The sequence below is a fragment of the Pseudomonas sp. AC229 genome (assembly GCF_979254655.1).
In genome coordinates this window covers 52,176-65,652 of record NZ_CEEDHK010000015.1, presented here as the reverse complement: position 1 = coordinate 65,652, position 13,477 = coordinate 52,176, and the positions used below count along the sequence as shown (strand labels likewise).

At 62.8% G+C, this 13,477-nt stretch carries 12 protein-coding genes; 3 read left to right on the top strand and 9 right to left on the bottom strand.

All coding sequences use genetic code 11. The features are described 5' to 3' along the window. Nucleotides 1-3: 3 nt before the first annotated feature. From AC0IW7_RS20065 to AC0IW7_RS20055, 3 genes are read left to right on the top strand one after another with little or no spacing between them, the layout of a single operon-like run. Nucleotides 4-522 (top strand): adenylyl-sulfate kinase, encoded by a 519-nt coding sequence (locus AC0IW7_RS20065; protein ID WP_463541518.1) that lies wholly within the window; start codon nt 4-6, stop codon nt 520-522. After that, a complete protein-coding gene (locus AC0IW7_RS20060; RefSeq protein WP_471820342.1) occupies nt 519-1,112 on the top strand; it encodes a hypothetical protein in 594 nt (197 codons plus the stop codon). Before AC0IW7_RS20065 ends, AC0IW7_RS20060 begins: the two co-directional genes overlap by 4 nt. Continuing rightward, nucleotides 1,109-1,849, top strand: coding sequence for a formyltransferase family protein (locus AC0IW7_RS20055; protein ID WP_471820341.1), 741 nt, complete (start codon nt 1,109-1,111; stop codon nt 1,847-1,849). The genes AC0IW7_RS20060 and AC0IW7_RS20055 overlap by 4 nt, the downstream gene beginning before the upstream one ends. On the opposite strand, the gene AC0IW7_RS20050 is transcribed toward AC0IW7_RS20055, so the two are convergent. The 9 genes from AC0IW7_RS20050 to flgH all read right to left on the bottom strand — a co-directional run bounded on the left by AC0IW7_RS20050 (nt 1,846) and on the right by flgH (nt 13,402). Further along, on the bottom strand, nt 1,846-3,048 hold the full coding sequence (locus AC0IW7_RS20050) for a class I SAM-dependent methyltransferase (protein WP_471820339.1): 1,203 nt from the start codon (nt 3,046-3,048) through the stop codon (nt 1,846-1,848). The two genes, AC0IW7_RS20055 and AC0IW7_RS20050, sit on opposite strands and share 4 nt — an antisense overlap. A gap of 33 nt (nt 3,049-3,081) precedes the next feature. Continuing rightward, nucleotides 3,082-3,822 (bottom strand): phosphocholine cytidylyltransferase family protein, encoded by a 741-nt coding sequence (locus tag AC0IW7_RS20045; RefSeq protein ID WP_122492531.1) that lies wholly within the window; start codon nt 3,820-3,822, stop codon nt 3,082-3,084. 25 nt (nt 3,823-3,847) lie between these two features. Further along, nucleotides 3,848-4,459, bottom strand: coding sequence for a gamma-glutamyl-gamma-aminobutyrate hydrolase family protein (locus AC0IW7_RS20040; RefSeq protein WP_471820337.1), 612 nt, complete (start codon nt 4,457-4,459; stop codon nt 3,848-3,850). Further along, nucleotides 4,456-6,816 (bottom strand): PEP-utilizing enzyme, encoded by a 2,361-nt coding sequence (locus AC0IW7_RS20035; RefSeq protein ID WP_471820336.1) that lies wholly within the window; start codon nt 6,814-6,816, stop codon nt 4,456-4,458. The genes AC0IW7_RS20040 and AC0IW7_RS20035 overlap by 4 nt, the downstream gene beginning before the upstream one ends. Nucleotides 6,817-6,916: 100 nt before the next feature. Continuing rightward, nucleotides 6,917-8,236, bottom strand: coding sequence for a flagellar hook-associated protein FlgL (flgL, locus tag AC0IW7_RS20030; protein WP_122492534.1), 1,320 nt, complete (start codon nt 8,234-8,236; stop codon nt 6,917-6,919). Nucleotides 8,237-8,248: 12 nt separating this feature from the next. Further along, the gene (gene flgK, locus AC0IW7_RS20025) at nt 8,249-10,285 is read right to left on the bottom strand and encodes a flagellar hook-associated protein FlgK (protein ID WP_122492535.1); all 2,037 of its coding nucleotides are present in this window, start codon (nt 10,283-10,285) and stop codon (nt 8,249-8,251) included. 35 nt (nt 10,286-10,320) lie between these two features. Continuing rightward, on the bottom strand, nt 10,321-11,571 hold the full coding sequence (flgJ, locus tag AC0IW7_RS20020; RefSeq protein WP_471820333.1) for a flagellar assembly peptidoglycan hydrolase FlgJ: 1,251 nt from the start codon (nt 11,569-11,571) through the stop codon (nt 10,321-10,323). Nucleotides 11,572-11,581: 10 nt separating this feature from the next. Then, entirely contained in the window at nt 11,582-12,679 is a 1,098-nt protein-coding gene (locus AC0IW7_RS20015; protein WP_463542304.1) for a flagellar basal body P-ring protein FlgI, read from the bottom strand. A 12-nt stretch (nt 12,680-12,691) separates the two neighbouring features. Then, on the bottom strand, nt 12,692-13,402 hold the full coding sequence (gene flgH, locus AC0IW7_RS20010; RefSeq protein ID WP_463382058.1) for a flagellar basal body L-ring protein FlgH: 711 nt from the start codon (nt 13,400-13,402) through the stop codon (nt 12,692-12,694). Between the last annotated feature and the right edge of the window lie 75 nt (nt 13,403-13,477).

The following is a 13,477-nucleotide window of genomic DNA, read 5'->3' as shown; positions in this document are numbered from 1 at the left end:
AGCATGGTCATCTGGTTAATCGGTTTGTCGGGCTCGGGCAAAACCACCCTGGGCCGCGAAATCGCCCAACAGTGGAAGCAACAACAGCCCAATACCGTGCTGGTGGACGGCGATGAAGTGCGGCGCATCTTCCGCCAGGATCTTGCCGCCGCCGACTACAGCATGGCCGGGCGGCGGACCAACGCCGAGCGCATCTTCGAACTGTGCGCCTGGCTCGACGCCCAACAGATCAACGTGGTGTGCAGCATCCTGTCGATTTTTCCCGACCTGCGGGCGAAAAACCGCGAACACTTCCAGCGCTACTTCGAGGTGTACCTCAACCCGCCGTTCGACACCTTGGTGCAGCGTGACACCAAAGGCCTTTATGCCAAAGCACTGGCAGGCGAAATGAGCGACATGGTCGGCGTCGACATTCCCTTTCCAGCGCCCACCCACGCGGACCTGGAAATCGACACCAGCGCCACGGCCGACATCAGCGCCCTGGCCCGCGACATTCTCAAGCAGGCGCAGAGCATCCCATGAGCACCCCGCCCTACCCTTACAGCCAGGGCGAGCGCCTGGAAGAGCGCAACACCTATTTCTACAGCGCCTACCACGGCCAACCGTTTTTTGCCGCGTGGCGCGCCAGCCGCCAACAGGCGTTGGCCAACTTGCCGCCGGCCCAGCCCTGGGCGCCGAAGGCCAGCGGCGTGACGCTCAATACCGAGCACGGCTACGACACCCAAGCGCTGCTGAACCTGCTGCTCACCAGCGACCTCAGCGCGCCGGCCCATCGCCGTTTCGCCGAACAGTTGCTGCAACGCTTCGAGGTCAGCAAACGCCTGTACCGTCACTACACGCCCGCATTCAAAGCGGTGCTCGACAGCGGCTATGACGACCTGTCGCTGTATGTGCAATTTGCCGCGCTGTGCCTGGCGATGCAGGCGCAACCGAACGCCTTGCCTTTCCTCAATGGCCTGCTGAAAAGCCTCGACACGTTGATTGCCGTCCACGCGAGCTGCCCAGCCGAACTCGGCGCCCACCTGGCCTGGCTGATTGCCGGCGAAGCGCGCTGGGTCGAGGCACTGGCCGTGCAAGTGAAAGTGCCATTAGACGCAGGAGATCAGCCGTGAGCCGTGCGAACACTGTTTTGAACGATGTCGTCATGATCGCGGCCCACAGCGCCCGTTCGCAGGCGTACCTGCAAACCCTGTTGGCCAACGAGCTGGCGCCGGCCCATGTGCTGCTGCTCGGCGAGGCCAACGCGCCCGCCGCTGAGCCGGCGCCACCGGCTGAGCTTCTGCATGGCGTGCTGCTGCCCGATTTGAACATCTCGCTGGAAACCAGCCTGGCCGCCGCCAGCATTGCCTTCAGCCAGTTAGGCACGCGCGACATCAACGCCGCCGCCGTGCGTGACCAGGTGCAGGCGTTGCAGCCCAGGGTGATTATTTTCTCGGGCTACGGCGGGCAACTGGTCGGTGCCGAGCTGATCGATTTGGGCATCCCGCTGCTGCATGTGCACAGCGGTTGGCTGCCGGACTATCGCGGCAGCACCACGGCGTATTACAGCCTGTTGGAAGAAGGTCGCTGCGCCGCCAGTGCGTTGATTCTCGACAAGCAGATCGACACCGGCCCGGTGCTGGCGCGCAAGCACTACCCGGCGCCGCCGATGGGCACCGACATCGACCGCCGCTACGACACGGCCATTCGCGCGGACCTGTTATTGCAGGTGCTCCGCGCCTACCAAGCCACCGGCGAATTGGCCATAGAGATGCAGCAAGAGGTGGAGCACGGCAACACCTACTACGTGATCCACCCGGTGCTCAAACACTTGGCCCTGCTGAGTTTACCGGCTGCCGAGCAGCCTTAGGCGAACGGCGTGCCGCTGAATTCGTAGCGCAGGCGCGCCTGGGCGAGGTTCATTTGCCGCGTGACGGTGGCAAGCACAGCCGGGCGCCGACGCAGCACCACGAACAGTTTGTCGATGTCTTGCGTGGGCACAAACGCGCGGGTCATTTTGCTGTCGACCAGCTCGAAGTAGCGCTCCATCACCTCGAACTTGGCGTCCAGGTCGCCGTCATCGCCGGGTGCGCCAGCGCCCGGACCAAACACGTTGTGGCTCTCGAACAGCAGCCAACCGTCATCGGCGGTGAGCTGCCACAGCTTGGCGACAAAGCTCTCAAACTCCACCGACAAATTGCCATCGATAGTGCAATGGTTGGCGAACGACAGCACCACGTCGTAACGCTGGCGTGGCTGCCAGGTGGTGAAGTCGGCCACCTCGTAGTGCACGTTGTGCTGCGCCACGGCAGCCGCCGTGGTGCGGCCGATTTCCACCAGGAACGGGTTGTATTCCACGGCATCGACACGGCCGGCATGACGCGCCAGTTCGATGGCCATAAAGCCGTTGTTGCAGCCGATCTCCAGCACGCTCATACCGGCGCGCAACCACGGCATAAAACCGTAGCCGGCCAGGCGTTCCTGCGTGGGTTTCACCCCGGCCAGGCCGATGCGCTCGTAACCTTGATAGGCATAGCCGCTGCAATAGGGTTTGCCCCACTGCTGCACTTGCATATGCAGCAAGCCAAACAAGCGGTCGAGCAGGCCGATACGCTCAGGCGCGACCAACTGCGTGACCACCACGTCGCGCCAGGTGTAATAACGCGCCAGAAAGGCGAAGTTCTGGTCGGCCTCAATCGGGAACGTGCTCAGGTGCTGCAACAGATCGTGCATCAGCGTGCCCGGCACCTGCGCATCGCCCTGCTCCATCACCCACTGCGCGCTGGTGGTTTCCACCTCGGCTGCCAGCCCGGGCACCCATAGCTGAGTCAGAAGGTTGCGCGTCAGGGCTTGCAGTTGTGGGTGCTCGGCGCAGGTTTGCGGCCACAGAAAGCCCAGGTACACCGGGTTGAGCAGCACGCGCAGGCACAGCCCTTCCCACACGGCGTCGGCGTCTTCCTGACTGAGGCTGGCCAGGCGTTGGCGCGCGTGCTGCTCCAGCGGGTCAAGCGGGCGCGGGATGCGGTCCAGAATCTGCGAAACGGTGTGCAGCGGAAAGTGCAGTGCCATGAACAGCCTCGCCAGACGAAACAGTGAAGGGAACTAGCCGGCCAGCGCCGCCGCAGGAATCAGTTGGTGGTACAGGGCCAGGTCGCCCGGCTCATCCACCTCGCCCCACGGCCCCTGAACCGGCGACAGGCCAATCGCCACGCCCGCGCCCAGAACCCGGCGCAGCAGGCTGGTCATGTCGAGCTTATCGATGGCGGCTTCGTCCAGCGGCGCCAGTTGCTGTTTCACCTGTGCCCAACCGGCCGGGGTGAATTTCAGCAGCCCCATGTATTGGCCCTGAATTTCCTCAGTGCTGGTGCAACGCTCGCCGATGCTCGCCAGGTTGCCCTGGGCGTCGAGCACAAAGCTTTCGGCGTCGGCCAGCGGTTCGGCAAAGCGCTTGGACCAAAGCGCCAGCCAGTTGGGATCGTAGGCAATCGCCAGGTCGCCTGCGGTGTCGGCAAGTGCCGTGACCGTGGCGGCGGTATAGACAATGTCGCTGTAACTGACGATGCACGGCGCGCTGCTCAGCCACGCATCGGCGGCCAACAAGGTGCGCACCATATTGCTCTGCTGCCAGCGCGGGTTTTCGAAGTAGGTCAGCGGCTCGTCGAAGCGCTCGCGCAGGTAGCCGCGCACGATGGCCAGCTCGCTGATGCCGGCGCCGCGCAACGCCGCGAGCTGCCAGTCGAGTAGGCGCTGGCCGTGCAGCACGGCAAAGCATTTGGGTTGTTCGGCGGTCAGTGCGCCCATGCGGCTGCCGCGTCCGGCGGCCAGAATCAGTGCCCGTGTCATGGTTTAAGCAGTCGCTCCATCGGGGTTATGAGAGGCGTCGCCCGGCGAGGCAGTGTTGCAGCAACGCGCGGTCGACCGGGTTGAACGCGGCTTCGCGCTCGGGGTGCCAGAGCACGCCGAGTATCGGCAGTTCAAGGTGCTCGAACGCCTCGACCACACCGTCGGCGCTACGGGCCAGCACTTGCAAAGGCGCTTTCACGGTGCGGGCGCCCCACTGGTGATAGCTGTTCACTTCATGGCTGTGGCCGTTGAGGTGCAGCACGTGCCGGGTGCCGACGTGGCCGTCGACTTTTTCCAGGGCATTGCCGAATGCATCCAGCAGCAATTGCGCCCCTCGGCACAGGGCAAACAGCGGCACGCCGTGGGTCATCGCCAGGCCCAGCAGCGCTTGTTCGGTGGCATCGCGTTCGGGGGCATTGCCGCCGTAACGGGCCAGGTCATTGCCGCCCGAAAGCACCACGCCGACCGGGTTTGCCAGTTGCCAGTAACCCTCGACCAGCTCGGGGTTGTTGGGCACGGGAATGGCCAGGTAACCGCAGTCGGCCAACCAGGCCACCAGGCGTTGATCCACCGCATCGCGCCGCTCGCCGCGATCGCTCAGCACGTCCACGCGCTGGCTGAGCAGCACCGGCTTCACCGCACCACCTCAACCCGGCGGTTGGCGCAGTCGATGCGCAGCATTTTTGCCGCCGCCCATTGCCGATAGAGCATTTCGCCCGCGCCGATCACGGCCGGCAAACCCAGCTCGTTGGCGCGGATGGCCATGTGCGAATTGGTGCCGCCGTAAGCGGTGATAAACCCGGCGATACGGTGGGAGAAAATCCAGTCGAAACCGGGATCAGCGCTGGGAATGACGACAATGGCGCCGTGCAGTTGATCGCGTTGCTGGAAGCTCACCACCGGCGCCATCACTTGCCGCTGGGTAATGAAATTCGGCTCGGCCTGCGGCATGTGAAAGTACAGCGCGTCCTGGGCATCGGTGATCAGCGGCGGCAGCACCAGCTGGCAGGTTTCGGCGTAACGGCGGCGGCCTTCTTCGATGCTGGAGGCAATCAGCTCGGCAGGGTCGGCGCTGGCGGCGTGCAGTTCTTTGATCACCTGGATATTGGCGTACGACATGTCGTCAGCGCTAAAGCCCAGGTCTTGACCGAACTGGCGGAACAGCGACAGCGCATCGGACAAGTTGCGGGTGAAGACAAACTTGGCGTACTCGCGCAGTTCGATACCGGCCTGCAGGAAATCGAACAGGCCCACCACGTCGTGAGACAAACCGTGCTCGGCCAGCAAGCGGCTGATTTCACGCATCTGCCCCAGCGACAAGGCAAAGCGCAGTTGGCCCTGGGTGGGCTCGGCGGCGCTGTTGTCCCAGTCGAAATACATATCCGGCGCTTCGTCGTACCGCGGCGACAGAATGTCGTAAGTACCCGGGCGCAGGTGGCCATAGCGGGCCAAAAAGGTGGTGCGGTTCAGCTGCGCCAGGTCTTGGGTCATCTGGCCACTGACGGTGCTCAGGCCATTGAGGAAGGCATCGTATTCCTCGGCATTCAGCACGCCGACCGTCACCAGCGAACGCAGCAGTTGCACCGCTATAAACCCGGCGCGCGCCAGGCCGGCAAAAGGCAAGGTGCCGTAACGGCGGCAGTCCTCGAGCAGCCAGTAAATGCGCGTGACCGGGTCGGTGTCGGCGCCAAGAATTTCGTCGCGCCGGGCCAGCAGCACATCGAGCTTTTGCCGGTCGGTGCGCCACAAGCCCGTTTCGTTGTGCACGATGCGGTTGGTGAGCTGACGCAGGCTGTCGGCCAGGCGGTCGCATTCAGCGTCGGTGAAACCCACTTCGCGCAACGCCTGCAAGCGCTGCGGCAGGTCGAGCGTGTAGCAGGAGAAGACGATTTCGAACTCGACTTTGTCGTGCAGATTGGGCGCGGCAAGCAGGCGTTCGATGTAGTAATTCACCAGCTTGTCGGCCAGCGCGCCGTCGATGTCGCGCGGAATAAACGAGTTGAAGCTGACGCGCACGTCGATATACGGCAAGCCGTGAAAATGCAGCATCAGCGGAAAACTGCGCAGGTTGCGGTAACCGTAATTATTGCGCTGATAAGCCCAGATCATGTCGGTGACCAGCTCGCGGTACAGCGACAACGACAACGGCCGTGGCCGCACACCGATGATTTCCGCCGGGTTCCAGTCGGGCATTACGCCGAACACGGTGCGCTCGCCATGCAGGAACGGCTGCGGGCGAATGCCCTGGGCGATGCGGTCGTGGATCAGCCGCACCATGCGCGTGTGGGCGCTGAGCTCAACCGCCGGGGCGGTGACGATTAGCGGCCGCACTTGCAACAGATAGAGCGTACCGAGGGTGTCGGTGGCGAATTCAATGTCCAGCGCCGTGCGCTCGAACAGGCCCGCCAATTCGCGCAGTAGCTCGATCACACCGTGCAGCGGGGCCGGCACGTTGGCGCTGCTGTGGTGGGCGTAGAAGGTTTTCAGCTCGTTGGAGCGGCCGGACGTCACGCTGTCGGTGCTGCCGCTGTTGTCGTCGTAGTTGATGACGAAATACGGCGCGCTGTTGGTGGGGTCTAGGCCAAAGCCAACGCCGGCCATGGCCACATGGCTGAGCATGGGCTGGACGAACACCTGGTCGTCGGCGTGTGCTGCGGCGCCGCCCATGGAGGCGATGACCTGGTCGATGGCTTGGGTTAAATCGGCTGGGGCCACGTTCAGGCAGGAGTCATATTCGCCGGCTGCCGACGTCTGTTCGCCGTCCTCCTGGCAACTGCTGCTGCGCACCACCATCAGCGACCACGCAGCCTGCTGAATCTGGCTGAGCACGGCGGCGGCATCGGTGCGCCATTGGCTCACGCGAAACTGGCATTGAGGCAACACCACGGCGCTGTTCAGGCGCCCGAGCAGAAGCTGGAGATTGTCTGCCTTGCTGGCAAAGCGCAGCGGCTCTGTGGCCGGTAACTGATCGACGTCCGCTGGCGCTGCCTGCATACCCACTCCGAGGAAAGCTTTTTGTTTTGACGTGCTGAAGACTAACGCATTGAACAGCGCGCCCGCTTTTTCGGCGGGCGATGCTCACCAAGCGGCGCGCTTAACTGATGTAGTTGAACAAACTCAGGTTGGCGATTTTTACGTAGCTCTGCTGCGCCGCCGAGAGGATGGTCGATTGCAGCGAAAGCCTGGAGATGGCGTCGGCGTAGTCGAGGTCTTCGAGGTCCGATTGCACGGACTTGTTGACCAGGGTGACGTCGGCAATGAAGTCGCCCGTGGAGTCCAGCGTGTTCAGGCGCGCGCCCACGGAACCGCGAACGCCGTCGACCTTGGCGTACACCGCATCGAGGTTGGAAAGCGCGATGGCCGCGCTGTCGCGGATAACGCGGTTGTCTTCCTCGGTGTTGCCGGAGCCTTGCAAGGCTTTGCGCAGGTCCGACACGGTGTTGAGCAGGCTGCGTTTTTCTTCGTCTGGCTTACGGTTGATGGCGTAGTCGTCGCCGTTTTGCGGCACGCCATCGATTTGCACGCGCACGCCGCCGTAGCTGACGAAGTCGGACGTCGCCGGGTTGGTGTCGATGGCGCCAGTGGCCAGCTGGCCCGTGGGCGGCGTAGTCGGGTCGTAGGTGGTCCAGTCGTAACCCGCCGGCAACGTCGCCTGGTCGTAGACGACATAGTTGGTCGGGCTGAGGAAGTGAATGCCGATGCCGTCAGTGGCAACCGGTGGGTTGCTCGACGGGAAGGTGTTGTCGTAGGCAGCCTTGTCGGTCACCAGGCCCAGCGAGATACGCCCGGTGCTGACAGTGCCGTCGGTGCCCGTGCCAGTTACGGTTTTGTTGGTGGTGACACGGTTGGCATTGAACACGTTTTCGAACAGGTCTTTGCCGTCGTCGCCCAGCGCCACGAAGGTGCTACTGGCGATTTGCACGTTGCGTTCGGTTTCGTTGCCCTGGTAGCTGTAGGTGCCGTCGGGGTTACGCACGAAGGGCTGTTGATCCGATTGCGAGCCACCAAACAGGTAATTGCCGCTGGCGTCTTTGCTGTTCATCAGGCTGAGCAGCTCGTCTTCTCGCTGCTGCAACTCGGTGCCCAGCGACTCACGGTCGGTGGCATCCAGCGTGCCGTTGCCCGCCTGCACGCCAATTTCGCGGATGCGCTGAAGCACGGTGCCCACGGAGCTGAGAATGGCTTCTTCGGAGTTGAGGCTGTTCTGCGCGGCGGTGTTGTTGGAGGTGTATTGCTCGTTCAGCGCTTGTTCCTGGCTCAACTGCAGCAGGCGAACGGACGCTACCGGGTCATCGGCCGGGGTCAGAATGCGCTTGCCGGTGCTGATCTGTTCCTGGGTGCGGGAAACGTTGGCGTAGTTTTTCTGCATCCCGCTGACGGAACTGTTGAAGGCTTGGATAGTGGAAATTCGCATAACTAACTAGCCTCAGTTGAAGGCGCCTATAAGCGTATCGAACAGCGATTGCGCAACTTTAATCACCTGTGCCGATGCATTGTAGTACTGCTGGAACTGCACCAGGTTGGCGGCCTCTTCGTCCAGGCTGACGCCGGACAGCGAGTCGCGGTTGTTTTGCGCTTGCGTCAGTACGGTTTCGGCCGCATCCGAATTGACCCGCACCTGCGCGGTCAACGAACCCACCCGCTCAACCAGACCGCTGTAGGCGTCGTTGTAGGTCGCCCCTGCTCCCGCGCCGCTGGTGCCGACCGTTTTCTGGGTTTGCAGGTCGATCAGTTTCAACGCGTTGCGGTTGTCGGAAGAGCCGGCAGTATTTTGCGACAGCGTAAAGGTATCGCCCGTTTGCGGCGTACCTGTAACGGTAAATTCGTAGGTGTAGCTGTTGTTGCTCACCGGGTCGGTATAAGCCAGGCGCAAAGTGTTGTTCTGGCCGGGCGTGAGTGCCGTGGTCGAGGGCGACACATAGCTCAGCGTGGCGCCAGGCGGCAAGGTGCCGTTCAGGGTGTTGGTGGCCGAGTCGAACGTCAGCGGCAGGCCTGTACCGAACAGCGTTTGCAGGTCGGTGGGGTTGATCGGCGTAGGGCCAGCGGTCAGGTTCGGCTGGCTGATCACCCCGGTGCCCCGGTTATTGGTAGTCGCCTGGGCACGCGCGGAACCGGCAAAGGCCAGTTGGTCGGGCGATTGCAGTTCGGTGCCAAAGTCGAACGCGCCGCGCCGGGTCGGTTGCAGGGTGAAACGATCACCGGCGTTGGGCGTGCCGTTGATGGTGACGTCGAAGCCCTGACTGGTCGGCGGCGTAGTACCGGGGTCGGCCATGGAAATGGTAAAGGGCCCGGTGCCGGTCACGGTGACGTTCATGGTCGCGCCGTCGCTCAGGCGGCGGGCGGTGAAGTTGGTGCCGTCGTAGTCCAGGCGGTAATCGCTGGTGGTCAGCAGGTTGGCATTGGTGATGTTCAGCGAACCCGTTGCGGTGCCGGTGTTGGTCGCCTGCGCCAGCACCCGCAGCGAGGCGGCGGTGGGTTCGTTGATGTCGGTGAACAACTGGCTGCCGGGGCGACCGTTGAGGTCAAAGCCCTGGCCCAACTGATCGTTAATGGTGTCGGTGAGCACAATCGCCATCTGCCCGAGGCTGTTGTAGCTCTTGTCCAGCGTGGTGTCGCGGTAAGCCAGCAGCCCGCCCATCTCGCCGCCGGAAATCTGCGAAGAAATGGTCTGCGACACGCCGTTGATGCTCAGGTCGATCTGGTACTTCATCGGGTCGTCGATGCCAGGCTTGGCCGTCAACGTCGAGGCGGTGTTGCCCACCACCAGCGGCTGGCCGGTGCCGACAAACAGGCTCACGCTGCCGTCAGTTTGCTCAACGCTTTGTACGCCGATGATTTCCGAAATTTGCCGAATAGTTTCTTCGCGGGCATCGAGCAGGTCGTTCGGCTCGGCACCGGCGCCACGGGCGCGGGCGATGGCGTCGTTGTAGCTGGCGACGCTGGCGGCCATGGAGTTGACCTGCGTGGTCAGCGCGCTCATCTGTTGGTTGATGAGGCTGTTCTGCTTATCCAACTGGTCATACAGCGTGTTGAACGAGTCGGACAAACCACCCGCCTGCGACAACACCGCCTCACGGGCGGCCACAGACGACGGGTTCTGCGAAGCGGTTTGCAGGGAAGCGAAGAACTTCTGCAAGGCCGGACTGATACCGGTGGTGCTGTTGGACAGCAGCGAGTCGAGCTGCTCGATCTGGCTTTTGAACGACTGCAGCTCACTGTTGGAACTGGTGGCGGTACGCACCTGGTTGGTGAGGAAATCGCTGGCCAAGCGGCGCACATCCACCACTTGCGCACCGGAGCCGATGTAACCGGCGCCGGTGAACTGGGCGATGTTGGTCTGCTGCACAGACTCCTGGCGCGAGTAACCGGGCGTGTTGACGTTGGTGATGTTATGCCCGGTCACCGTCAGCGCGGTCTGCGCAGCGCGCAGCCCTGACAGCCCTACCGATAACAAGTCAGCCATGTCGATTCCTCACTAAAAAACTCATCCCTGCATCCTTACAAACGCGTGGCGGTGGATTCGCCCGCGGCGATGGTTTGGTACGTCTGCATCTGTTTGGCGATCTGCGCCACTTTATTGGCGTACTGCGGGTCGGTGGCGTAGCCGGCCTGTTGCAACTCACGCACAAACTGCTTGGGGTTGGCGGTGGCATCCAGCGCATCGTCATAACGGTCGTTGTTCTGCAGGAAGCTCACGTAGTCGTTGAAGCTGTCCTGGAAGCTGTCGTAAGAGCGGAACTTCGCCGCTTCTTTTACCGCCTGGCCGCCTTTGTATTCGGTGGTCAGCGCGCGAGCCGAGTCGCCTTGCCAGCCGCCTGCGGCCTTGATGCCGAACAGGTTGTGGCTGCTGGAGCCGTCGGAGTCGCGAATAATGGACTTGCCCCAACCGGTTTCCAGCGCCGCCTGGGCCACCAGGTAGGAAGGGTCGACGCCAATCTTGGCGGCGGCTTCCTTGGCCATCGGCAGCATGGTGGCGATGAACTCATCGGCCGACTTGAACGCTGCTTTGCCAGGTGCCAACGGTGGCTGGGCCAGACGGCGGCCGCTGCTGGCGTCGATAGCGTTCAGCTCGGCGGGCTTACTGTTCGCGCCAATGGTGGCGCTGTTGCTGGTGGTGTTCGCGGCCAGCCAGTCGTTCTGCGCCAGCGGCTTGCCATCAGCAGTCGCCCCTGCCGTTGTAGTTGGGACAATACCGGCTAATAAACGATCAGTAAGACTGCCCGGCAGTGACAGGCGGCGCTTGTTGAGCATTTTCGAATCGTCGCGGGTGCCGTCCACGGCCGGCAGTTCTTTAACGGCGCGGTTGGTCAGGGTTTTGTTCGCGCCTTCGGTGCCAGTGGTGGCGCTGGCGCCGCTCGCGGCGATGGCGTTGGCGTCAGCGGTTTGCGCGAACGGGTTGGGCCGGTGTGTGCCCTTGTTCATTTTCGACATTTGCCGCGCCAGCACATCGGCCAGGCCGATGCCGCCCTCTTTGGACATCTTTACCGCCAGCTCCTGGTCGTACATTTGCTGGTAGGTTTTGGCTTCGTTGCTGTTCATGAAGTTGCCTTCGGAGAACGCTTCGTTCGCCGAACGCTGGGCTTTGAGCATCTGGTTGAGAAACAGCGACTCGAATTCCTGCGCCACCTTCTTGATGTTCGATTCGCTGTCGCGGTCTTTGCCGACTTTCAGGTTGGCCAAGCGATTGATGTCGCTGTACGCGCCGCTGTCGAGCGTGGAGCCAACCCCGGATGTGAATTTCGCGTCCATGGCTGCCTCCTTAGATAACGATCAGATCAGCTTGCAAAGCGCCGGCTTGCTTGAGCGCTTCGAGAATGGCCATCAGGTCGGACGGCGAAGCGCCCACCTGATTAACCGCCCGTACGATTTCATCCAGCGTGGTGCCCGGGCCGAATTTGAACATCGGCTTGGTTTCCTGCGCGGCGTCCACTTTCGAGCGCGGCACCACGGCAGTCTGGCCGTTGGAAAAGGCGCCGGGCTGGCTGACGATCGGGTCTTCGGTGATGCTCACGGTCAGGCTGCCGTGGGTGACGGCGGCCGGCTGAACCTTGACGTTCTGGCCGATGACGATGGTGCCGGTGCGCGAGTTGATGATGACTTTCGCCACCGCCTGACCGGCGTCCACTTCGAGGTTTTCCAGAATCGACAGGTAGTCGACGCGCTGGTTGGGGTCCAACGGCGCGCTGACGCGGATCGAACCGCCGTCGATGGCCTGCGCCACGCCTGGGCCGAGCAGTTCGTTGATCTGGTCAACCATGTGCTTGGCGGTGGTGAAGTCGGGGCGATTGAGGTTCAGGGTCAGCGTGTTGCCCTGGTCGAAACCGCTCGGCACTGGACGCTCAACCGTGGCGCCGCTAGGAATACGGCCGGCCGAGGGCACGTTAACGGTAATTTTCGAACCGTCGCCGCCTTCGGCATCGAAGCCGCCGACGACCAGGTTGCCCTGGGCAATGGCGTACACGTTGCCGTCGATGCCTTTGAGCGGCGTCATCAGCAAACTACCGCCGCGCAGGCTTTTGGCGTTACCGATGGACGAAATGGTGACGTCGATGGTTTGCCCAGGCTTGGCGAATGCCGGCAGGTCGGCATGAATCGACACCGCCGCCACGTTCTTCAACTGCACGTTGCCGCCCGCCGGCACCTTGATGCCGAACTGCGCCAGCATGTTGTTGAATGTCTGCACGGTGAACGGCGTTTGCGTGGTCTGGTCACCGCTGCCGTTAAGGCCCACGACCAAGCCGTAGCCAATCAGTTGGTTGGCGCGCACGCCCTGGATGGTGACCAGGTCTTTGATCCGCTCAGCCTGCGCCGCCGAGGCGACGAGCAGGAAACAGCAGGCGGTTAGCAGTCGTTTCATCATGACCGGTACTCAGAAAGGAAACAGCGGGCTGATGAAGAAGCGGTCAAACCAACCCGGCTGGTTGGCGTCAGCAAACGCGCCAGTACCCGAGTAAGTGATGCGGGCGTCGGCCACGCGTGCCGAAGACACGGTGTTGTCGGTGGCGATGTCGTCAGCGCGCACCAGGCCGGCAATGCGCACCAGTTCGTCGCCGGTGTTGAGCGTCATCCACTTCTCGCCGCGTACCGACAAAATGCCGTTGGGCAGCACTTCGGCGATGGTGACGGTGACCGAGCCGGTGAGGCTGTTGCTTTGCGCGGCGGTGCTTTTGCCAGAGGCGTCACGCGAGCCGCCGTAGCTGGCGTCCAGGCTCAGGTTGCCGGCTTTGAGCGGGTTGAGGCTGGTGCTCGGGTTGTCGGTGGATACCGCGCCGCCGAACAACGAGGTCAGGCCCAGCGACGTGGCGCTGTCTTTGGCGATGTCCGAGTTGGCGTTCTTGCTGGCCGACATGCGCTCGTTCAGCGTGATGGTGATGATGTCGCCCACGCGATACGCCTTGCGGTCGCCGTACAGGTTGTTTTCAAACCCGGTCTGGTAAATGGAGCCGTTGTTTTGCGCAGCCGGCAGCGGCGTGCGCGGCAGCACGGGCGCGTAGTACGGGTCGTTCGGCTTGGGTGGAGGCGCGACGCAACCGCTCAAAGCAGCCAGGCCAAGCAGGGGAAGAAGAACAAGCCGATTCATAACACGTACCTCACACATTCTTTGCGCAGTGCCAACACCAGACCGAACCACCGTGTGCCTACCAGCTCCTTATGG